Source organism: Clostridioides sp. ES-S-0001-03 (assembly GCF_020676075.1).
In the GTDB taxonomy this organism is placed as follows: domain Bacteria; phylum Bacillota; class Clostridia; order Peptostreptococcales; family Peptostreptococcaceae; genus Clostridioides.
The window spans coordinates 720,125-743,513 of sequence record NZ_JACVWJ010000001.1 but is presented as its reverse complement, the minus strand read 5'-3'; the positions used below and the strand labels follow the sequence as shown (position 1 = coordinate 743,513).

Below are 23,389 nucleotides of genomic sequence, written 5' to 3'. Positions count from 1 at the left end.
GCTCAACTTGCATGTGTTAGGCACGCCGCCAGCGTTCATCCTGAGCCAGGATCAAACTCTCAAATAAAAGTTTATCAGGCTCAGATACTATTGTTATCTAAATATCTGGCTTTATGGTTTGTTTCTTGTTTTATAAATTAACCTACTGTTTAATTTTCAAAGTTCATTTTATTAAATAAATCATTTTGTACTCATTATTTTTTAGTTCCTTGTTGAGCACATTTATTATAATAACATCTTATTATAATATGGTCAACTACTTTTTTACATTTTTTCTTAAATTTATTAATTATTCATATTTTATAATACTATTGCGACTTTATTTTCAAATATGTAACTATTAATAATAACAATTTCAAACTATAATAATACTATATATAATTACAATTAATTTAGAAGGGAGCTAAAAAATGCTTAGAAAGATACTATACGTTTTGACAATACTTTCTATATCTATTTTTTTCGTTGTAGGATGTTCAAACTCACAAAAAAAACAAAACACGGAACAGAATAAAGAAATATCAACACAAGAAGATTCTCAAAATGCTGATGATAGTAAAAATACTTCCAATGTAGCTGTTTCAGATGGAACAGACAGTCCATCAAATAAAAATACTGTGAACAATGATAATGAAAAGTTAGATGTGTCATCTTTGGATAATACTGCTCTTGATTGGTTTTATATACCAAATACTAAACATCAAACTCCAGAAGTAAATACTGACATCAAATTTAATTTTTCTGACTATAATGCTATATATAATGGACCCATCAAAGATGGTCAAAAAACATTATATCTTACATTTGATGAAGGTTATGAAAATGGATATACATCAAAGATACTAAATGTTTTAAAAAAAAATAAAGTAAAGGCCATTTTTTTCGTTACCTCTCCATATATAAAGGAAAATGAAGATTTGATAAGAAGAATGGTTGCAGAAGGTCACATAGTTGGAAGTCATAGTAAAACTCATCCTTCTATGCCAACAAAAACAAGCAATCTAGAAAGCTTTAATGATGAATTTGAAGATGTTGAAAAACTTTATAAAGAATTAACTGGAAAAAACATAGTTAAGTTTTTCAGACCTCCTATGGGTAAATATTCAGAAAAAAGCTTAGCAATGACTAAAAACCTAGGTTATAAAACTATATTTTGGAGTTTCGCATATAGAGATTGGGATACTGAAAAACAACCATCACATGAGGAAGCTAAGAAGAAAATAATGGATAATTTACATGATGGTTCTATCTTATTACTACATGCTGTTTCTAAAACTAGTACAGAAATTCTAAGTGATTTTATATCAGATGCTAGAAAACTAGGATACAATTTTGAGCTTCTAAATTATTAACATTTAGAAATATATTTAAAAGCTATATTTTAAATGTAATATTCAGATATTAATTTACATAAACTATTTCAAATTAAATACTTCAAAAAAAAATAGATGTATAGTTTTTACATGATACAAAAGTCTTTTAGTAGATAATAACTGTACATCTATTTTTAATTTATATGATTTTTTATTTTTAATTTATATAAGCTTTGTTAATCTACAAGTAAAATAATATTAGCTTTTATTTTCTAAATAATGAATACTGCTACTATTGTTGTTACAATGAGACCTGTTATCACAGGAATAAAGTTCCTTTTTGCCAATTCAATAGGGCTAACTCCACAAATTGCTGCTGCTGAAATAAGCCCCCAAGGAACTAGACATCCTCCACCAACCCAAATACCACTAATTTGACCTAATGCAGCTAATGCACCAACACTTGCATTAATAGCAGTTCCAAATACAGATGCAAGTGAACCAACTAATGAGATTCCAGAGAACCCAGAACCATCAAGCCCAGTTATTGCTCCTACTACAGTTTCTATACCTGATACTGCAAATTTATTAAGTGGTATAGTTTGAGAAAGAGCTATCCCTATATCTGATAATAATCCTTGAGAACCAGGGGCTAATACCTTTCCAAATACACCAGTTAAAGGTGCAACTTCTCCCATGTAGAAAAACGCTGCTATTGGTATAATAGCTCCAAATATCTTTATACCAAACACAAAACCATCTATTATATTTTCACACACATTTTCAAGACTATTTTTACCGAAATTTATAGTGTTTATAATAATTATCAGAAACACTGCTGTTCCTCCTAAAAGAGCTGATGCATCTCCTCCTTTTAGGTCAAACATATACATAGCAATTATATCAGCAAGAAATCCTAAAGCTACTAAAATAGTTGCTATCTTAGACTTTCCATTAAATTCTTTTACTTCTTCACTTTCAAAATCTTTAAGCTCTTCTCTAAACATTCCTTTATTGATATCTCTTTTTAATGTATAAAACGCCATCGATATCGTTACAATTCCCATTACCCAAAATAAAATCATACCATCATTTATGACATATGATACTGCTACTCCTGCGGCACCAGCTGTTATACTTGGGGCTCCCTGAATAACAAAGTCTGTAGATAAGGCAAGACCATGACCAAATAAGTTTAATGCTACTGCAACACCAATCGCTGGTAATCCAGCTCTAATAGCAACAGGTAAAAATACAGCTCCGACTAAGGCAACAGCTGGAGTTGGCCAAAAAAACCAAGAAAGAATCAACATTACAAATCCAGTTACAAAAAATGCTGTGTTAGAATTTTTTATAACTTTGGAAAATGGTCTTACCATATACTGTATGGCATTATTTGCTTCTAGAGCTTTAGATAAAGCTACCATAATAGCTATGATTAAAATAATAGGTCCCAACTCATTTAAAGATATAATAAACGAGTTAAACACTGCTGTTATAGCTCCAAAGATATTTTTTTCAAAGAATAGCCCCATGAAAAAAACACCTAATATACATGGTACTATAGTATCTTTTTTCATAAGCATAGTAATTAAGATAATTACCATAAATACAATGTAAATATAATGCGCTCCTGTTAAAACCATATTATTATGTCCCCTTTTTTTAAGATAATAATATTATATGGTCTTACAAGTAAACTTGTTACTTGGTCATAGGCACATAACAATTGGCATGTGCAGTACTTAATTTAGACATTTATGATTCATTTACTGGAATAGATATTTCAATAGAAAACTCTTTGTCACCTGATTTTACATTTATACTTCCATTGTGATATGCAATTATCTTTTCACAGTTTTTTATGCCAATTCCAAAACTTTCTACATTTTTATGAATGTTACTAACTTTGTTTTTTTGTATAATTAACAGCTTACCATCTTCAACTTTAATTAAAAATACTATTGGTCTATCCCTTCTTGCATACTTTATTATGTTGGAACATAGATTATCAAATATTCTTCTAAATTGTGTTACATCTACATAAATATGATATTGATTATAAAGTTCATTTTCTATTTTTATATGAAATCCCTTTTCTTCCAATGTATATGAACTATCTAAAAGCAGTTGAAATATAAATTCATTTGCATTAATCTTTTCATATTTTTTAGAAACTTCTTCTTCCGAATTAACAAAATGTGTAAAAAGGTCATCTGTCAAATCTTTTATCTGATATGCTTTTAATCTCACATTTTTTATATATTGCTCCAATTGCTCAGGGCTATTATACTTATGATCTTTAATTAAATCCAAATAACAAATTACTGATGTCAATGGAGTTCTGACATCATGTGATATTGAAGTTACTATATCCTTATTTTTATTCTTCATTTCTCTTTCTTTTATAATCTGATTATCAAGTGCCTGACTCATCTCATTAATACTAGATGCAAGTGATGATAATTCATCGTTACCCTTAACAGGAATTCTATACTTTAAACTACCACTTTCTACTATCTTTATGCCCATCTCTATTTTTCTTAGATATTTAATCTTTCTACTCAACAGCAATAAAAATGTTACAATAAATGTAATTGCCATAAATGTGATAGAAACAGCTTCTATAAAGTTTTGAAATCGAAATCTAAACAGTGCTACTATAACTACACTAGCTTTAATATCAGAAAATTGTATCTCATAATGTCTAGCCATAGAGCTACTATAAAATTCATTTTCTTCACTCTTATCAGGTACTTCATCTGGATAGTACAGTGTATCATAAAAAAGCTCATTTCCTTTATATACTTTCATAGATACAAACCAATTGTCATTATTCCAATTTGATATATCTTCTCCATCATTTGAACTTAAATTTTTATCATTCACATAGATTTGAAAATCAGCCATTAACTGGTCTGCTTCTCTTTTAAAATAGGTTCTACCTTCTGATACATCTTTTACTATTGACTCAACGGCAGAATAAAATGGTATATTTAAAATAAAAGCCACCCCAGCTGAGATTACTACATATATCAATAGTATGACACCCAACTTTGATGGTTTAATTTTGCTAATCAATATAGTACCCCTTTCCCCATGCAGTTTTTACATATTGTGGATTTTTCTGATCTTTCTCTAATTTTTTTCTTAAATTTCTAATATGTACCATTATAGTATTATTTGCTGTATAAAAATATTGCTCATCCCAAATACTTTCATATATATTTTCAGACGAGAAAACTTTTTTTCTATTTTTTAGCATAAGAACTAGTATGCTATATTCTATAGTTGTCAAAAATATAGTTTCTCCATCCAATATGACATCTTGAGTATCCAAATTTACACTTAAACCTCTTGTTTTCAATATATTTTGCTCCTTATTCTTTTCCTTCCCCTGATATATATAATAACGTCTAAGTAGTGACTTAACTCTTGAAATTAACTCAGAATATGAAAAAGGCTTTGATAAATAGTCATCTCCTCCTGCTGAAAACCCAATAACCTTGTCGGAATCTTGAGTTTTCGCAGTTAGAAATAATATTGGAGCTGTTGTTTTTTCTCTAATCTCATTACATGCAACAAACCCTGTCTTTACTGGCATAACAACATCCAAAATAATCAAATCAATTGTACTGTCTACTAAATTTACAGCCTCTTCTCCGTTCGTCGCCATAACAACTTCATAACCTTCACCAGTTAAAAGTATTTCTACAATTTCCCTAATTTCTGGATTATCATCAGCTACTAAAATTTTTTTTTGAATCTCTTTATTCATCGCTAAGCTCCTTTTTTACTATATTTCTTAAATATTTCAAACTATATAAAATATTATACTTTATTAGTAAAAGCTTAGCAATGTCATACGTTTTAATACTTTCTACTATTGTAAGTATGCTCAAAGTTTAATCAAAACGTACACACATATCCTTGATGTAAAAAATAAACTATACAATACTATCTTACATAAACAACTTCTTTTACTGACTTAACTTTTTCAGAAGATTTAACATGTGCTACAATACATACTAAACCACTTATAGCAACGAATGCATAAAAACTTATTCCTCTGCTAAGTAACATCGCTGGCACTAATAAATGCCCTGGGAAAAATATCTTAAATAATGTCATAAAACTATTTTCAGATGCCCCAACAGCTCCTGGTAATGGTAAAGATGAAACAGCAATATTGAGTAATGATTGTATTGCTAATATTTCAAACACAGTATATGTTGATAGATGGAAAGCTTTATATACAAAGAATGGTACTAAAAACATAGCTGTTATTTGCACAATAGTTATAAGTAAAATCTTAATTACTAACTTTGGATTTTGTTTTATATATTGAGCACCTTTAACATATTCTTCAATTTGAGAAGTTATCACTTTTCGTGAACCTTCAACATCTTTTATTATTCTTAATTTTCCTAATAAATTCGTTATGAATATTATGAAGTTATTTACTAATTTTTTTGAAAATATAACTGCAATTACTCCAACAACAAGAGCAACATTCGTTATTACACCATATATCAATAAAATACTCATTCCTCTTACATTGTTTAGTATAAATTCACGTTCCATAATGAACATTATTCCGCTATATGCCAATACAACAACTTGGTGAATGACAACAATAACTAATAGTATAAGTGAAGAATAAGATATGTTTATATCATCTTTCTTCATGTAATAAACTTGCGCTGGTTGACCTCCAGACGCTGAAGGTGTAATTGAACTAAAATAAAATCCAACAAACGCATATCCCATACATTTTAAAAATGTAGTTTTTTGATTTAAAGCCTTTATACCTAAATATATATTTATACCTTCACAAGCAACATATATAAACATCATTGCAAATCCAATTAATATAAACACAGGACTTGCACCTTTTAATGATTTTATTAACGATTCAATTGATTGACCTCTAAAAACAAAGTATCCAGTTATACCCATTAGTAAAACTAAGAAGGTTACACTACCTAGACACTTATTTTTCTTTTCAGTTTTACTTATCATAACTACATCCTTTCTGGTGTTACAAATTTAAAACCACTAGCTTTGAGTTTTGGAATAGCTATCTTTAATGCTTCGATAGTACGTTCAGGTGCGCCAACTGCTCCTCCTGAGTTTTCTCCTGCATCATGCAAACAAATTATAGAATTTTCTTTTGTTCTATCTATTAACTTATTTACTATAATCTCTACTGTACTATCTTTACTCCAATCTTCTGCCATTACATCCCATAAGGTCATCTTTAAGTTATATTTTTTAACAAATTGATATGAAAATATATTAGTATGACCCCATGGTGGACGATAGTAGTTTACATCTACACCTAAATTTTTCATTGTATTTGTACTTTCAATAAAATCTTTTTTAACATAATTATAACTATAAAGCCATGCATTCTTATGTTCTAGTGAATGTAAACCAACTATGTGATTTTCTCTTAACATTCTTTTTATAATTTCAGGCTCTTTTTCAGCATTCTTTGCCACTACGAAAAACATGGCCTTTATATTATTTTCTTTTAGTACATCCAACAATTTTTCTGTATATCTTTTGTCTGGTCCATCATCAAATGTAAGAGCAATTTCATTCTTCTCAGTCATATTTTTCAATACATCTTTATTTAATAATTTATTATAATATGTAGGTATAATTGAATGGATTAAAAAAATCAAAGCAACAACTATAATTAAACCTACTACATACATTCTCTACACACTCCTTGTCCATCAAATGAAAATAAAATATTTTCTAATGAATTATTATCAAATTGTTTTTTAAGTTTTTTCATATTCAAACTCATTTCTTTAAGTGTAACATCATCATAGATTAAGTCTTTTATCTCATCTACATAGTATTTTTTATTTTTATCAAGTATTCTTCCAATTCCATTATTTAGTATAAAATCAGCATTATTTATCTCTTGTTGCAAAAATGGATTGAATGCTAATATTGGAAGCTCTGAGTAAATTGTTTCAAATAATGTTATTCCACCTGGTTTAGAAATAATAAGGTCAGCACTCTCCATATAGTTGTATACTTCATTAGTATAGCCTACAACCTCAATATTTTCATATCTATTGTACAATTTATAGTACATTTTTTTATTATTACCAGTTATTACAGTAGTTTTTACTCCTTCTAAACTATTTAGTTCTCTATAAAATTGTTCTGACTTAGGCAATAAACCTAAGCCCCCACCCATTATGAGGATGTTTTTTTTATCTAAATGATTTATATGTTCTATTTTTTTAAATTCTTTTTTTACAGGTATCCCATTAACTTTTACTTTATCTTCATCTATTCCTTTTAAAATAAGTTCTTCTTTAGTAGATTCACTAGCCACTAAGTAACAATCTGTATTTTTACTAATCCATTCTGAATGACTACTTATATCTGTTATACATGTTATCAAAGGAAGATTTGAATTATACTTTTCTTTATATCTTGATACTACTTGAGAACAAAATGGAAAAGTTGAAATAACTACTGTTGGTTGTATTTCATTAAGTAACTTGTCTAGTTTAGTTAAGAAATAATCTGAAAATGTAAATTTTATATCTTTTTTACCATTTTCAGTACATTTGTAAAATAAATTATAAAGACTACTTCCCCGATTTACAAGAATAGAAAAAGTTTTATACATTTTATCTGAGTAGTTAGGCATAATATATTCAAATATATCCTTAATTATTATTTCAGAATTATTAAATTTTGTTTTTATATCTTCACTTAAAGAGTTTGATGCTGAGTAATGACCCATACCAAATTTTCCTGTAAGAATTAATACTTTCATAAGATTCCCTCCTCATTAAAGCCTTTAAATACCTTTAATTACTATATTTATAAGTATAAACTTTAAATCTTTAGAAAAACCTAGTATAATTCTTAAGAAATCTTAAAGTTTTAATTAAAAAATACAAAACCCAATTAATATTGGAAGCTATCTCCTAATTAATTGGGTTTTGTCTTTATAAACATACTTAAACATAAATACTATCATTTTAATTCTTTAAATATGTCTTATTTAATTATACTTTTAATTAATCCATAATATTATATTCTTCATATAGAGGATATTTTTCAGTTAAACCAACAACCAATGTTCTTGCCTTAGATTCTTCATCATAAGTTAAACATAGGTCTATAGCCTCAGCAATTACTGCCATATCTTCCTCTTTCATGCCTCTAGTAGTTACAGCTGGAGTACCAAGTCTTACTCCACTTGTAACAAGTGCGCCATTTGGATCAAATGGTATTGTATTTTTATTAGCAGTTATGTAAGCATCATCTAATCTTTTTTCTGCGGCTTTACCAGTTATATTTTTATTAGTTAAATCTAATAATATTAAGTGATTATCTGTTCCTCCAGAAATCAATTTAAAATCTCTCTTAATAAGTTCTTCAGCTAAAGCTTTTGCATTTTTAGCAACCTGTTGTTGGTATGTTTTAAATTCATCACTTAAAGCTTCTTTAAAACATACTGCTTTAGATGCAATTATATGCTCAAGAGGTCCCCCTTGAATTCCAGGGAATATTGCTTTGTCTATAGCTTTAGCATATTTTTCTTTACAAAGGATAACTCCTCCACGAGGTCCTCTTAAAGTTTTATGAGTTGTTGTTGTAACAAAATCAGCTACTTCACATGGATTTTGATGAAGACCAGCAGCTACAAGACCTGCTATATGAGCCATATCTACCATAAGTAATGCTCCAACCTCATCAGCTATTTCTCTAAATTTTTTAAAATCTATCTCTCTAGGATATGCACTTGCTCCTGCAACTATCATTTTAGGTTTTACTTCATGTGCTATTTTTCTAACATCATCAAAATCTATAAGTCCACTATCTCTATCTATTCCATATTCATAAAATTTATAATATTGACCAGAAATATTAACTGGAGCACCATGAGTTAAATGCCCACCTTGAGATAAATTCATTCCCATAACAACATCACCTGGTTTTAGCATAGCAAAATATACACCGATATTTGCATTTGCTCCAGAATGAGGTTGAACATTAGCATGTTCTGCCCCAAATATCTTTTTAATTCTATCTATTGCAAGAGTTTCAACTTCATCTATGTACTCACATCCACCATAATATCTTTTGCCTGAGTAACCTTCTGCATATTTATTAGTAAGATGACTTCCCATAGTTTCCATTACTGGAACTGATACTATATTTTCAGATGCTATCAACTCAATATTCCTTTGTTGTCTTTTTAACTCTCTTTTCATACTTTCATAAATCTCAGGGTCCGCTTTTTTCAAGTTCTCAAACATATTACTCCTCCTAGTTATTATTTAAATTTTACTTTTACAGACATTTCATAATTTTCGTTTTTATCAATATGATAATTTATTATTATAGTCTTTTATAAATTAATAGTCAAGTGTTTTACTACTTTTACATGTTTTCTTTCTGTATTTTAAGTTAAAATATAATAAATAATATTGTCTAATTCTTTTAATTGGATATAATTTAGATGTGACTATTTTTAAATAAAAAAAAGATAATATAATTTATATATATATAAGGAATATTACTTAAAAATTTGATATAATTTCAATATTATGTTTTTTAATTTGGAGGTGTATTTATGAATCAAAATGAGGAACTTGAATATAAAAAAAATATTCTAAAATTAGCTCTATTTGTAGGGGAACTTATGATAAAAAATGGAGCTGAAACATCTAGGGTTGAAGACAGTGTCCTTAGAATATGCAGGTCAAGAGGATTTTATCATGTAAATATTTTTACAACTCCTACAGTAATAATTATTTCAGATGAAAAATTTGACGGTTTTTCGTTTATGAAAACGATTCAATCAAGAGGTATAAACTTAAATAAGATTTCCTTATTAAACAGTTTTTCTCGAGAATTTGTAAATGATAAAGAATATGATATTGATACTGCTATTGCACGTCTTTATGAAATCCAAGAGGTAAAACCTTATCCTTTATGGTTGTTTTACTCTTGTACAGGAATTGCATCTGCTTGCTTTGCTTGCTTGCTTGGAGGGAATTATATATTAAATTTTATTCTTACATTTATAATAGCAATATTTGCTGCAATTACTTATGATAAAACCATGAAGATAAGTGCAATATCTGCATTTTCATGTTTAGTATCTTCTTTTTTAATAGCACTTTCAGGAGTTTTACTAGTTGAAATAGGTATTTTGAATGACCCTAAAATGCTTATAGTTGGAGCAATAATGCCACTACTCCCAGGAGTTGCTTTTATAAAAGCCATCAGAGATTTAATATCAGGTAATTTAATATCAGGAATTTCTCGTGCTTTCGATGCTGCTATGATTATTATTGCAATTGCTTCTGGAGTCGGTTTTGTCCTTGATACATGGTATAGAATTGGAGGTCCTTTCTAATGACTGATATGTCAATGATTTTACATTTTTTATTTTCAGGCATTGCAACTGCTGGATTTGCTGTTTTTTTTAATGCACCACTTTATCTACTTCTTCCAGCTGGAATAACTGGTGGAGTTGGTTGGATTGTGTATGTATATTTATTTAATTTCACTACAAACTCAATTTTTGCGGGTTTTATAGCTGCCGCTTTGGTTTCAGCATGTAGTGAGATATTGGCTAGAAAACTAAAGCAACCAGCTATTGTATTTGTAATTCCAGGTATTCTTCCTCTGATACCAGGAATTGGATTATACAATACAATGTTATCTTTAATTCAAAAAAATTATGATTTAGCTATGTCAAAAGGTACTGATGCACTATTTTTAAGTGCTGCAATATCGCTTGGTGTATTGGTTGTAACTTCTTTTGTAAGAACATTAAACCTTTTAAAAATACGAAAGAACTTTATTCCTCAAAGAAAATCAAAATAAAAATATAAAAATAGCAATGTACCCAAATCCTATAAATATACATTAAGTGTTTATAAGAGTACATTGCTATTTTTAAATTATAATCATTTTAAAGGTCAATTAAGATTCTTGTGATTACTGGTATAAATTCTCTACTATCTCTAAATTTTTTATCATTCTTCTTTAAATACAAATAACAAATTATTGTAAGACAAATCCCAACTAATCCACTTATCGCTTCAACGCCAGATGTCATGCCAATCGCTCCCAATATATAGTATGTTCCTATTGTTCCAACAAGAAGTGCTACAAGAGGTATTATATAAGCCATCACAGCTGCTTTTAATACATTCATGTTATCCATACTTACTTCTACATGGTCACCAACCTTCGCACCAATTGTATTGTCTACCTCCACTAATATCTCTTTTGACTCTGATGAGTCAGCAGTAGCACATTTTCCACAAGCAGCACAAGCTGAGTGTCTTTGCATTTTTAATTTTGCAGTTCTATCATCAACAATCTCCATAATAAATCCTTGTTGATTCATACCTAACCGCCCCCTTATTTTGTAAATTTATTTATGGTATCCATAAGTTCTTTTATCATCTCTTCAGTTTTTTCACTATCATCATGTTTGATACTTTCTGCTACACATCCTTTTATATGATTTTCCAAAATAATTGTACCCACTCTATTTATAGCAGACCTTATAGCAGATATTTGAACTAATATATCAACACAATAACGCTCCTCTTCTACCATCTTTTGTATCCCTTTAACTTGACCCTCTATTCTTTTTAATCTTTTTATAAGAGCTTCTCGCTCATTGTTTGGTGCTAATTTTCTTTCTTCCATAAACTCACCTCATACTCTTATGATGTTCTATACAATTATGATTTACTTACCAATTTGCTTAAAATATAATACAGTTATTACTATTATAAATGCTAAAATTGATATTGCTATAGACCTGCTCTGATGCTTAGTTTGCTCCATACTTAATTTACCATTCATCTTAAACCCTGCTAATGGAAATAAAAATATAACTAATGCGTCAATTCCAAGTACAATTTGGGCTGCAATAGTCCATTTGCTCAAAAAGCAAAATATTCCACCTACACCTAAAAGAACCTCCAATATATTTATAAACTTATAAGTAGGTTTTTTTATTATATATTCTTCAATTTTTTCCTTACATTCTGTACGGCATGGATATATATTGGTATTGTCATCGTATTTTATAGCCAATTTATTATTTGGTGACTTTATATCCCTATTACAGTAAAGACATTTTTTCATTTTATGTTCTCCTCATAGTATTCCTCTTAAGAAATTTTATCTAAATTATTATATGTTTCAATACTATTATACCAAATAGATACAAAAAACAAAAATAAAAGGACTCATTTTAGCTATTTCTTTTATATTACTACTTAATTTATAATAATAATTAGATAAAATTATTTATATTTAAATTATCTCATCATATTAATATGCAATTTTGGTATTAAGCATCGGATTTTAAGTATTTATATATTAATAATATCTACAATAATAACTTCTAAAGTTAGGTTATCAAAATATAAATCATTATTAAAATCTACATTTCATAACAATAAAGAGACTGTCATTAATATTAAGACAGTCTCTTTATTGTTTATTATCTATAAGTTTAGATAACTGTTGTATCAGATAGGTAATCATTACTTACATAACCATATCCACTATTGTATTTTATTTTTACCCATCCAGTAGCAAACATTTCTACAGTTTCTACCTTACTTCCATATGGAAGTTGTCCTATTTTTTCATCTTCCGTACTTGGTCCTTTTCTAACATTTAGACCATCTTTTTCTTTTACATATTTTATCTTAACATTCTCACTGCTGTTATTAGGTTTATTACTTGTTAGATAAGACCCACTGACATATCCAATATCGTCATTGTATTTTATCTTAACCCATCCCGTTTTTAGTACTTCTAAAACTTCTACTTCATCACCATTGTTTAGATAACCCACTACAGAAGCTTCTATTGTAGCATCACTTCTTACATTTACTTTATCTGTATTAGCTACATACATTACTCTCTTACCAGTACTACTCCCTTGTAAATCTTTTAGTTCTGCAAATGCATTTTCATTTCCACCACTACCAACTTGAGTTATAGCAGTCGCCTTTTTATTTGTAAATATACTCTTTTGAGTTGCACTCAATTTATCTCCTACTATAAGTACTGGAGAATTTTCTTTTGATGCCAATACACCTACTGCTAGAGCATCTATAAGTTGATTTTGTTTTTTCATTCCATCTTTAGCTACAAATACATTATCTAAGTCATTTGATGTATAAAATTTTTCTATTACCTTTCCATTTGTTTCATTTCTATCTGCTCCACCTATTCTTTCTGAATTTGGTAGACTTTGTTTTATTTTATCTGATACAGCATTAGTAGAGCCTATTATGTATGACTTACTTATATTTTTAGAAGCTATAAAATCCTTAAAACTAGACACTCCAGATGCATCAGAAACCGGAAGTATAACCATACCATTAGTAGCAGCTACAGAAGCTATACTAACTGCATCTGCAAGGCCTGTATATCCATTTATCACAGCTATTTCTGATATGTCTTTTAAACCTTCTATCTTTTTAGCTATGTTTAAAGCTGTCTGATGTCTGTCACTACCACCAATTCTATCAACTGTTAAGTTATTAGATTCTAGTTGTTTTTCTACACTATCTGATACAGAACCAGATAGTCCAATTATATAAACTTTTTTAACACCTAATCTTTCTAATTCTTTCTTTGTTTGTAAATTTAAATTATTTTTTTCTGTAAGTAGTATTGGAGCGTTCTTTAATTTAGCAAATGGTGTAACAGATAATGCATCTACAATAGATTCACTATTCACTATTACAGCTTCATTTGCGCTACTCCAACCCTCTTTACTTACTTCAATAGCTGTTTGATATCTATCTTTACCTATTAAAGTATTTTCTGTTGCCGTTCTACCCACTTCATTTGCATATGATATTGATGATAAGCTTAAAACTAGAGATAAACACAATACTGATGATATTGATTTTGTTGATTTCATATTAACTCCCCCTAAAATTATTATATCTACAATTTTTATTTACTCTAAATATTATATCACAATAATTTAGCCTATATCATCCATTCTAAAACATCAATAAAAGACAACTTTATTCTTCTCCAAAAGTTTGAAACTTATCTAAGCTTCCATATCTATTCATTAAAATATTCCATTCATGTTCATCATAAAACTCACAATTTCCACCACAATAGTGTTTTGCTACTTCAACAACAAATCTTCCTGCACTCTCTAAATCAGAATAATTACTTGCTCCAGTTGCACATCCAGCAACTGTTGTCTCAGTTGTTATAGCAACTCCTACTACAGGTGCTTTTGTAGCTACAGCAGACTGAAGAATACTATTTATATGGTATAAACCATTTCCATATGGAGTTATATCTTGTATTGACACTGGAAATACGTAAGGAAGTCTTCCTGTAGTAGTCTGCATTATGTCTAATAAATCATTACTTGTTTTTAGAATATACCCTTCTTTTATTGTGGGAGATATAGCAAAACCTCTTGTATTTATAACTCTATTCCCTTTAGTTGTATCTATTGATAATATAGCATCACAGCTTAAATCAACTTCATTTTCATTCATAGTTCTCATATCAATTGGAGAATCCATAAATGGAACTGGTTTATGTTCTTTAGTAGGTGCATCTGGACATATGTGAGTTGAAACTATTACATCTCCATCAATAAAATCTCCCTTATTTTGCATGTCCAATAATTTTGCTCCTACTGCTATTGCTACTAAAGCTCCATCAGCGTCAGAAACCATACCTATCATTTCTGGTCTTGCTCCAATTCCTCCTAGTCTTCCTAAAACACCTAATGTCTTAGCTGTTCCTCCTGATGATTTTCCATTTTTTCCTGGTATTGTAAGCTTTACTAAGTCAGTAGACCCTTTTTCCGTACCTAAAGTTTTTACTAATATATTCTTCCCACCATAGCTTTCCAAATATTTTTTTACACATTCTCCATCTACTTCTGCACTATCAATAATATCATAAACTTCCAAAACTTGTTTTAACATCATATTTGCTCACCATCCAATTTTATTTCTTTTATTTATAGTTTTTGTGTAAATATTTTTACTTTTATTTTTATAAATATTACAGCATTTTTTTATTTTATCTATATTTTTATAAACTTTTTCTTATTATCTTTCATATCTTATTTATTTTTTTATTTTTATAAACTTTTTCCTAAGTATTTGTTTTATTTATAGTTTTATAGGTATTATATTGCTCATTAAATTTAATCAATTTTAATTCTTCAATCAATCAAATTACTACATATCCTAATTAACTCCAATTATTTTTTTATTTAATATATCTTCTATATCTTTTAATAATTCTTCTTGTGTCATTGTTATTGAAAGTTTTAAATTTTCTTTAGAAGTTTTTATTAAAACTATCTCTTGCCCTTCTCTGATTTCTGCTGATGTAACAGGCATGCCTGTGTTTTTATCAAAAGTCATAATTAAGTCTGGAAATGTTGCTATTCTATTATTCTCTTTTTCTATTGTCATATATTCATTCCAAAAAGTTACCTCATAACCATTTACAATCAATTTACCTACATCAAATCCACCTGTAGTTTCTAACTCTAAAATTTCTATTGTTCCTTCTGAAACTACATCTCCATTCAAAAATTCGACAACGTTGTTTATTGCTTTATCTTTTGATATTTCTAAACCTAAGTAAAACTCTCTACCCAAATCTATTGCATGGCTTATACCTCCTATAGCAGCATTTTCTTTTACAACAGATGCTTTTACAGGATTTCTAGCTACAGCAACTAAACCTTCTGCTGCTACAGCACACTGTCTAACAAGTCCTGCTGTCTTATTTAAAGAACCCTCTACAAATCCCTCTATATGATTATCAAGTTCTGGATTTCCACCAGACACAGCTTGATAAGACTTATATGTTTTATCTCTATGTAATCCAAGGCTCCCCATCAGGCCTGTTGGATGGGCTCTACCATTGCAAGGTGCATCTATTAGTGGTATTTTAAGTACAGAAGACTGAATCCATCCATTTATTGTTGCACATCCTCCATTTTCATTTGTAATAATACCTTGTATATCTAATCCTAGTTTATCAATAAATATCTTGACTGTATTTATATAATCATCATTATCAGCATACTTGAGTGGTGCTGCTGGAGCTCCTACTGCTGATACATTTAAGACAATTGCATCATCATGTAATTCATCTATACTTATTAGATTTGGAAATCCATGTTGTAAGGCATATTCCCCCATCTCTCTTCCACTTTCCTTTGCACCACCACCTCCTCCACCTAAAATTGTACCTCCTATTAAAGCATATTCTAATATTTCCTTAGTTAATTTCATATTAAATATCTCCTTTATTAGTTAGATTATGTAAATGTATTAGTAAATATTTACATAACTTTATGCCATATTATAGTTTATTATACAAGCTTTGTATTATAATGTATAATATATAATTAATTATCAAATTTATATAATTCAAGTTATATTAAAAGAGGTGTATTTTATATTATGGATTTATTGCATCTTAAGTATTTTCAAACTGTCGCTAGAATGGAACACATAACAAAAGCATCACAAAAACTAAATATAGCACAACCAGCTTTAAGTAAAACCATATCTTCTTTAGAAAAAGAACTTGGAGTTCAGTTGTTTGATAGAAAAGGAAGATATATTGTACTAAATGAATATGGTAGATTATTTCTAAAAAGGGTGGATAGTATTTTAGATTTAGTAGAAATGTCAAAAAAAGAATTACAAGATATTTCCTTAGAAAACTCTGGTGAAGTAAAAATATTAGCTACAGCAGCTGCTAATGTATTACCGCCACTTTTGAGCAACTTTAGAAAACTATATCCTAATATTACCTTTAATGTTTCACATACTCTACCATCGTCTTATAAGAAAAGTGATTTTGATTTGTATATATCTTCTTCATTTACAAAATTAAACTCAGAAAATAATATAACATTAACCTGCGAGGAAATATTATTAGGAGTTTCAATAAACCACTCTCTATCCTTAAAAGATGAGGTTTATCTAAATGAAGTTTCAGATGAAAATTTTATAGTTATAACTAAAGGTGAGAATTACAGAGAAATAATAGATATATTATGTGAATCAGCTAATTTCAAGCCAAAAATAGCCTTTGAATCCGATTCTCCATATACAATCTATGCTCTTATAAAATCACTTCAAGGAGTTGGATTTATATGTGGAAAATCATGGGGCTTATCTCGAGACCCTGAAATTAAACTATTACATATAAAAGATATTGAATTTAAAAGATATTTAAATCTTTCATGGTTTAGTGAGAATTATGCATCTAAAGCAGTCTTATTATTTAAAGACTTTCTTATAAACTATTTCAAAAATCTTTAAACCAAAGCTGGTATTATTAAAGAGGATATATCAAACAGAGTTAATAACTTTATCTTTAGCGTTTGACATATCCTCCTATTTTATTTTTTATCAAAATTGTACCTTAACATATAATGTAAAATTATATATTGTAACTATTTTTTCTGTCTTTTAAGTATGGAATATCGTTCCTATATTTTTCTATTTCATCTAGGTCAATCTCTGCTAATATATATTTTTCTCTATATGTATCTAATTGACTTATTATAGTTCCTCTAGGATTGCATATTTTACTCTTTCCAAACAGTATCAAATTAGGGTCATTACTTACTAAATTTACTCCTACTGTATACACAGTATTTTCTAAAGCTCTTTGAGATACGTTTAAATCCCACATATCTTCATCTTGTATTCTCCATGCAGAAGGTATAAATATTATTTCAGAGCCTTTTAATGTCAATTCTCTAGCCACTTCTGGGAATCCTGCATCATAGCATATCATTACACCAAATTTACCAAAATCAGCATCATATACATCTACTTTTTCCCCTGATTTAAAGTATACTGCTTCTAATGACCATAGGTGATTTTTACAGTATTCTCCCATCATATTACCTTGTCTATCGAATATAACAGCTGAGTTGAAAACATGTGTAGAGTCCTTTTCTAAAGTTCCATATGGAGATATTAGGTATACATTATTTCTTTTAGCTGCTTCTGACATTGATTTTTCTATGTATTTGTTATGTTCTCTTATTAGGTCTAATGTTTTAATTCCACCTAAATATTCTAAGTTATATCCTGTAGCAAATAATTCTGGCAAACAAATAATATCTGCACCTTGATTTCCCAAATCATCTATCATCTCTACTGCTTTTTCTATATTTTTTTTAACATCTCCAAGTACACTATGCTGTTGAATTATACCTATTTTCACTTTATGACTCATACAATTTCCCCCTTTATTTATCCTTACTTCCAAAACATTTCATTAGTATATAATAAAGAATCATACTTACTACAATTCCATTTATTGGTGGTATTAAGAAACTTATTTTTGAAGTATAATATGATGCTGCAAAACCAATTAACCAACTTATTACTGCAATCCAATTTATTCCTTCTCTGTGTTTATAAGTTCTTCCTTGTATAAAATAATATTCACACCACATAATTCCTGCTATAGCTGGAACTGCTATTCCTAAGAAAGATAAGAACGATTGGAATTTGAATATTATACCAGTAGCTGCTATTGTTGTACCTATTAGACCTGCAACTAAAGTTAATACATTTCTCTTTACATTTGGAAAAATAGTTTTTAGTGCCAATCCACCAGAATAGGCATTTGATACATTGGTTGACCAAGATGCAAGTATTAAAATAACAAATGCTATCCATCCAAATCCTAAATTAGCCAATACTTCTGTTATATCCCAAGTAGGAGCACCCATAGACATTACACCTGCTGCAACTTGCTGGAACAATGAAATAATACCTAATCCTAAAAAACCAATTATCCAAATATCTTTTACTCCCCTTGTATATCTTAATTGGTCAGGTGATATAATCGCACCGACTATGATAAGACCAACAACCATATTTAATCCTTCAACCATGCTCATTGTTGTTTGAGGAGTGTAATTGTAGATAGCTTCAACTCCATAAGTAGAAAAAGCTTTAAAAACTCCCCAAGCCATTAATATTATAAGTGGTGGTATAACTAAGTAATTAAACTTAGCCATTGCCTTAAAACCATACAAAGCGAAAACTACCATTAATAATCCAAGTATAACTGTGACTAGAGTTAAGTTTACACTTGGAAATATTTTTTGTACTGATAATCCCGCAACTCCTGCTTGTACACCAAACCAACCAAAGCTAGTTATTCCAAGCAATAGAGATATTAGATATTTTCCACCTATCTCTCCAAATGCCCCCTTAGCTAATACATATGTATTTAACCCTTCTTTACAACCAATATAACCTTGTATCATAATAATTGCGACTAATATTAAGTTCCCTATAATTGATGTAATAATCATATTGGAAAGAGTCATTCCTAAAATTAAGGTTCCTCCAACCATTAATTCTGATATGGCTATATTAGAGCCAAGCATATTAAATAATGGAGCTAACCATCCAACTCTTTCCTCTTTTGGAACTGGATTTAAAACTAATTCTTCTCTCTCTTGCAAGATTATCCCTCCCTTTCTTTGTAAAAGAATCTTTTCTACTTTTTTCTACATTTTTTTCACCCTTGATAGTTTTTTTTCTTTCTATAATTATAATTCTACTCTACAAAAAAGTATAATATATAGTTTATTATCAATTTGATATAATTTAAGTTATAGATAGATAAATAGTCTAAAATTATTATTTAAATTTAGACTATTCACACATATTTTAAATTTATTTCAGTTTTATTAGAATTATACTTATTTTATTAAAATTTTATAGTGTATAATTTATTCCCAAATATTTTTTATGAGGCTTATAAATACTTCAATTTTCACCTATTCTAACTTATTTTTAGTGAATTTATTACAACTTTACTAATCAAATTTAGTCTAAATTTTCTGATTATTATTATAAAAATAGTTTTTAAAACAAAATTTACTTAAAAACGAATTCATGATAAAATTTTAAAATACAGTATTTTTATTATATTGAATATGAATACAAAGGAGGATGTGTAAGATTATGGCTAGAAGACCAAAGATAAAGATAACTTTAATGGATAAAAAAGAAAAAGGTGCTTGCCACTATAGGCATAAAATTGGTGATTTATTTGAACTTAGTATTTACTTTTTATTCAAAAGGGGAATCGCCTATTTTTTAGTACGCCTCCCCTTTATATATTTCAATTGTAGAAAAGATTATCAAAAATCATATTCATAATTTTACTTATACTACCCCAATTGCAGCTAATATTATACAAATAATCATAACTGAAATTAATATTGTAGTTGTCTTGACTTTTTTTCCTAATAACCAATACATAATTCCAAATATCATAGCTGGAAGCATACATGGCATTATTTGGTCTAAGTAAGTTTGAATAGGCTCTGCCCATTCTCCACTCCCTACATTAACACTAAGTTTTAGTATTACATTAGAGGCGGTCATCCCTCCAATTACCATAAGTCCTAGCATTGATGCTGCTTCCATAACTTTTGAGACTATATTTGAACCACTTACATCTTTAAAAAATTGAGTTCCATACTTAAATCCTTTATCTAAACATATATAACGAATAATAAAGTGAGGAATATTTATTATTAGAAGGAATAAAATTGGACCCATTATATTCCCCTGAGAAGCTAAAGCTATACCAACTCCAGCTGCTATAAGCTTTAATGTTCCCCAGAAAAATGAATCTCCTATTCCAGAAACTGGACCCATTAAACTTGATTTAACAGCATTTATACTCTTTGCATCAAACTCTTCATTCTTTGCATTTTCTTCTTCCATAGCTCCAGATATACCAACTAAAAGAGTACTTATATGAGGTGTAACTGACATAAATTCAAGATGTCTTTTTAAAGCTTGAGATTTTTTTTCTTTATCATTTTTATATAATCTACGGATTATTGGTGCCATCGTATATGCATATGCTATATTTTGCATACGTTCATAGTTCCAAGATGAATCTAATGTTAAAGACCTTCTAAAACATTTCCAAAAGTCTTTTCTTGTTATTTTGCTATCTGGCGAAATTGTTTCTAATTTCTTAGAATTCGTTGTCATCTACTACTACCTCCTTTTCTCCTAAAAAGTTAACATATATTAAAGCTACTGCTAATCCAAATAATGCAACTCCTGTTACTGTTATTTTTAAATAAGCAACCATTATAAAACCTAATAATAGGAATGCTATCGTTTTCTTATTAAGCATCATTCTAGCTAACATGGCAAAACCTATTGCTGGTATCACGCCTGCTGCAACATCCATACCATGAATTACATATGATGGTATAAATGAAAGTATTTTTTCTATTACTGGAACACCTAATGAGAATCCTGTACCTACTATTATTGCTAGTATTAATTTATTACCTATACCAAATAATAATTGTATACGTTCTACGCCTTCAATGTTACCATCTTCTGCATAACGGTCAGCAAGATGAGCTCCCCATGTAAGTACTACTGTCATTAAGAAGTTGTCTATAAGTAATACTAAAGTTGCTATAGGAACTGCAAGTACAACTGCTGCTGATACATCTTGACCAGTTAATATTACAAATGCTGTAGCAATAATAGAACCAGATACAAAGTCAGGAGGATTACTTGCTCCAACTGGGAATGCACCCATAAATACTAGTTCTAATGTTGACCCTATTATTATACCTGTACGTAAATCTCCTAGTGCTAAACCAACAAGTGGTGCAACAACTATAGGTCTATTATGCATTGTAGAACCTACAAAACAATGCATATATGCAAAGAATGCAATTAGAGTTATTAGAATAACTTGTGTAAATTCCATTTTTATCCCCCTAAAATTATATTAGTTTCATTACATTTGTAGCATCATCATCAGGAACTAATTGTACGAATACATTTACACCTTCTGAATCTAATTCTTTAATCATGTTTATATCATCCTTTGATACATGAACTGCTTTAGATATATTTTCACGATTATCATCTGATTTTGTTCCACCAAGGTTTATTGATTTAATAGATTTAACTTCTTTAGATAGTCTATAAACATCTTCTACAGATTCACAAAGTATCAAAAGATTGTATTTATCAGTTACACCTGAATTAAGTGCTTTTATAGAATCTGCGATACTTTTCATTACAAGTTTGACATTAGATGGCTTAGCCATTTTAAGCCCTGCCATTCTTAAATCATCCTTTAATAGTTCATCACTTGCTATTAATATACAATCTGTATTTAAAAACTTTGTCCATGTAAATGCTACTTGTCCATGTATAAGTCTGTGGTCTACCCTTACTAATTTAATCATTATAATTCCTCCCTAATTTTTTTTATTTCATCCATAAATGTTTTTACATGTTCTGCACTAACATCTCCAAAGTCTTGGTAATTATCTTTGAAGTAACTTCCTATTATTGCCATATCCCCTATCTCAAGCTGCTTTTTTGCATTTTCTAATGTAACTCCAGCTGCAATAACTAAAGGGAAATCTCCTACATTTTTGCGGAATAACTCTATTTTTTCCATTGATGTTTCTTGCCCTGTAGCATTTTCTGTAACTGCTATAGCATCACATCTTGTCATTCCTATCTTTAAATCTTCTTCAACAGTATTTTCTGATAAAACTGGTTGATACTTAAAACGTACCCCTCCAATTAAATAAGCTTGACATTTTGAGCGGTGTAATTTGAAAAATTCTTCTAAAGTAGCCTCATCTCTAGGTTTGACATGACCTACTACAGAGTCAACTTGTACATAGCTTGCATTATATCTTGTTGCTAGTTCAAATCCCATAGTATCAACATTTAAGCAATTTACTCCATATGGTATTGACAAATTAGATTTAGATACATATTCAAGTATTCTTTCTAAATCATAGTAATTGCCATAGTAATTTTCTAACATTATTCCATCTACACCATTTGCTTCTAAGATACTAATTTCTTTTTTAGCTCTTTCAAAAATATCATCTGAAGTATCTCCCTTTAGGTGTATCATTGCTATAATTGGCTTTTTGTTTTTAAAAACTGATAATATTCCCTTATTGTCCATAA

The 23,389-nt window shown here is 29.0% G+C and carries 24 protein-coding genes and 1 rRNA gene; 5 read left to right on the top strand and 20 right to left on the bottom strand.

Going from position 1 to position 23,389, the window contains the following annotated elements:
- A 16S ribosomal RNA gene (locus IC174_RS03165) occupies nt 1–67 on the bottom strand; the annotation flags it as partial.
- A gap of 343 nt (nt 68–410) precedes the next feature.
- On the opposite strand from IC174_RS03165, the gene pdaA reads away from it, so the two are divergent.
- Complete coding sequence (gene pdaA, locus IC174_RS03160; RefSeq protein ID WP_227482142.1) at nt 411–1,352, top strand: delta-lactam-biosynthetic de-N-acetylase; 942 nt, start codon at nt 411–413, stop codon at nt 1,350–1,352.
- Between the two features lie 233 nt (nt 1,353–1,585).
- Here the strand turns inward: pdaA and IC174_RS03155 are convergent, their stop codons facing one another.
- From IC174_RS03155 to glyA, 7 genes are all read right to left on the bottom strand, one after another.
- Nucleotides 1,586–2,959: a hypothetical protein gene (locus IC174_RS03155; RefSeq protein ID WP_227434519.1), complete on the bottom strand. Its 1,374-nt coding sequence runs from the start codon at nt 2,957–2,959 to the stop codon at nt 1,586–1,588.
- A 112-nt stretch (nt 2,960–3,071) separates the two neighbouring features.
- A complete protein-coding gene (locus IC174_RS03150; protein ID WP_227482141.1) occupies nt 3,072–4,394 on the bottom strand; it encodes a sensor histidine kinase in 1,323 nt (440 codons plus the stop codon).
- A complete protein-coding gene (locus tag IC174_RS03145; protein ID WP_227434517.1) occupies nt 4,387–5,091 on the bottom strand; it encodes a response regulator transcription factor in 705 nt (234 codons plus the stop codon). The genes IC174_RS03150 and IC174_RS03145 overlap by 8 nt, the downstream gene beginning before the upstream one ends.
- 179 nt (nt 5,092–5,270) lie before the next feature.
- On the bottom strand, nt 5,271–6,335 hold the full coding sequence (locus IC174_RS03140) for a lysylphosphatidylglycerol synthase transmembrane domain-containing protein (protein WP_227434516.1): 1,065 nt from the start codon (nt 6,333–6,335) through the stop codon (nt 5,271–5,273).
- Between the two features lie 2 nt (nt 6,336–6,337).
- Nucleotides 6,338–7,036: a polysaccharide deacetylase family protein gene (locus IC174_RS03135; protein ID WP_227434515.1), complete on the bottom strand. Its 699-nt coding sequence runs from the start codon at nt 7,034–7,036 to the stop codon at nt 6,338–6,340.
- A complete protein-coding gene (locus IC174_RS03130; RefSeq protein WP_227434514.1) occupies nt 7,027–8,124 on the bottom strand; it encodes an MGDG synthase family glycosyltransferase in 1,098 nt (365 codons plus the stop codon). Before IC174_RS03130 ends, IC174_RS03135 begins: the two co-directional genes overlap by 10 nt.
- 247 nt (nt 8,125–8,371) lie before the next feature.
- Nucleotides 8,372–9,616: a serine hydroxymethyltransferase gene (glyA, locus tag IC174_RS03125; protein ID WP_227434513.1), complete on the bottom strand. Its 1,245-nt coding sequence runs from the start codon at nt 9,614–9,616 to the stop codon at nt 8,372–8,374.
- Between the two features lie 317 nt (nt 9,617–9,933).
- On the opposite strand from glyA, the gene IC174_RS03120 reads away from it, so the two are divergent.
- Together IC174_RS03120 and IC174_RS03115 are read left to right on the top strand one after the other, a co-directional pair.
- Nucleotides 9,934–10,722, top strand: coding sequence for a threonine/serine exporter family protein (locus IC174_RS03120; protein ID WP_227434512.1), 789 nt, complete (start codon nt 9,934–9,936; stop codon nt 10,720–10,722).
- Nucleotides 10,722–11,195, top strand: coding sequence for a threonine/serine exporter family protein (locus tag IC174_RS03115; protein ID WP_227434511.1), 474 nt, complete (start codon nt 10,722–10,724; stop codon nt 11,193–11,195). The genes IC174_RS03120 and IC174_RS03115 overlap by 1 nt, the downstream gene beginning before the upstream one ends.
- Nucleotides 11,196–11,283: 88 nt before the next feature.
- Here IC174_RS03115 and IC174_RS03110 read toward each other — a convergent pair whose 3' ends face one another.
- The 6 genes from IC174_RS03110 to IC174_RS03085 form a co-directional block, all read right to left on the bottom strand.
- Nucleotides 11,284–11,724, bottom strand: coding sequence for a SoxR reducing system RseC family protein (locus IC174_RS03110; protein ID WP_227434510.1), 441 nt, complete (start codon nt 11,722–11,724; stop codon nt 11,284–11,286).
- A 14-nt stretch (nt 11,725–11,738) separates the two neighbouring features.
- The gene (locus IC174_RS03105) at nt 11,739–12,032 is read right to left on the bottom strand and encodes a metal-sensitive transcriptional regulator (protein ID WP_227434509.1); all 294 of its coding nucleotides are present in this window, start codon (nt 12,030–12,032) and stop codon (nt 11,739–11,741) included.
- A 42-nt stretch (nt 12,033–12,074) separates the two neighbouring features.
- Nucleotides 12,075–12,476, bottom strand: a complete 402-nt coding sequence (locus IC174_RS03100) for a hypothetical protein (protein ID WP_227434508.1) — start codon at nt 12,474–12,476, stop codon at nt 12,075–12,077.
- Between the two features lie 373 nt (nt 12,477–12,849).
- Entirely contained in the window at nt 12,850–14,277 is a 1,428-nt protein-coding gene (locus IC174_RS03095; RefSeq protein WP_227482140.1) for a cell wall-binding repeat-containing protein, read from the bottom strand.
- A 109-nt stretch (nt 14,278–14,386) separates the two neighbouring features.
- Nucleotides 14,387–15,322, bottom strand: a complete 936-nt coding sequence (locus IC174_RS03090) for a DUF1177 domain-containing protein (protein ID WP_227482139.1) — start codon at nt 15,320–15,322, stop codon at nt 14,387–14,389.
- A gap of 264 nt (nt 15,323–15,586) precedes the next feature.
- Nucleotides 15,587–16,648, bottom strand: coding sequence for a DUF917 domain-containing protein (locus IC174_RS03085; protein ID WP_227434505.1), 1,062 nt, complete (start codon nt 16,646–16,648; stop codon nt 15,587–15,589).
- 171 nt (nt 16,649–16,819) lie between these two features.
- On the opposite strand from IC174_RS03085, the gene IC174_RS03080 reads away from it, so the two are divergent.
- Nucleotides 16,820–17,689 carry a LysR family transcriptional regulator gene (locus tag IC174_RS03080; RefSeq protein ID WP_227482138.1) on the top strand — a complete coding sequence of 290 codons (870 nt, stop codon included), beginning with the start codon at nt 16,820–16,822 and terminating at the stop codon, nt 17,687–17,689.
- Nucleotides 17,690–17,810: 121 nt separating this feature from the next.
- Here the strand turns inward: IC174_RS03080 and IC174_RS03075 are convergent, their stop codons facing one another.
- A complete protein-coding gene (locus tag IC174_RS03075) occupies nt 17,811–18,617 on the bottom strand; it encodes a nitrilase-related carbon-nitrogen hydrolase (RefSeq protein WP_227482137.1) in 807 nt (268 codons plus the stop codon).
- Nucleotides 18,618–18,630: 13 nt separating this feature from the next.
- Nucleotides 18,631–19,863, bottom strand: coding sequence for a cytosine permease (locus IC174_RS03070; protein ID WP_227434502.1), 1,233 nt, complete (start codon nt 19,861–19,863; stop codon nt 18,631–18,633).
- Between the two features lie 505 nt (nt 19,864–20,368).
- Here IC174_RS03070 and IC174_RS03065 point away from each other — a divergent pair.
- A complete protein-coding gene (locus IC174_RS03065; protein WP_227482136.1) occupies nt 20,369–20,566 on the top strand; it encodes a hypothetical protein in 198 nt (65 codons plus the stop codon).
- 6 nt (nt 20,567–20,572) lie between these two features.
- On the opposite strand, the gene IC174_RS03060 is transcribed toward IC174_RS03065, so the two are convergent.
- From IC174_RS03060 to IC174_RS03045, 4 genes are read right to left on the bottom strand one after another with little or no spacing between them, the layout of a single operon-like run.
- Nucleotides 20,573–21,415, bottom strand: a complete 843-nt coding sequence (locus tag IC174_RS03060; protein ID WP_227434500.1) for a PTS system mannose/fructose/sorbose family transporter subunit IID — start codon at nt 21,413–21,415, stop codon at nt 20,573–20,575.
- Nucleotides 21,399–22,157, bottom strand: a complete 759-nt coding sequence (locus IC174_RS03055; protein ID WP_227482135.1) for a PTS mannose/fructose/sorbose/N-acetylgalactosamine transporter subunit IIC — start codon at nt 22,155–22,157, stop codon at nt 21,399–21,401. The genes IC174_RS03060 and IC174_RS03055 overlap by 17 nt, the downstream gene beginning before the upstream one ends.
- A 16-nt stretch (nt 22,158–22,173) precedes the next feature.
- Nucleotides 22,174–22,644, bottom strand: coding sequence for a PTS sugar transporter subunit IIB (locus IC174_RS03050; RefSeq protein ID WP_227434498.1), 471 nt, complete (start codon nt 22,642–22,644; stop codon nt 22,174–22,176).
- Nucleotides 22,644–23,387 (bottom strand): BtpA/SgcQ family protein, encoded by a 744-nt coding sequence (locus IC174_RS03045; protein WP_227434497.1) that lies wholly within the window; start codon nt 23,385–23,387, stop codon nt 22,644–22,646. Before IC174_RS03045 ends, IC174_RS03050 begins: the two co-directional genes overlap by 1 nt.
- Between the last annotated feature and the right edge of the window lie 2 nt (nt 23,388–23,389).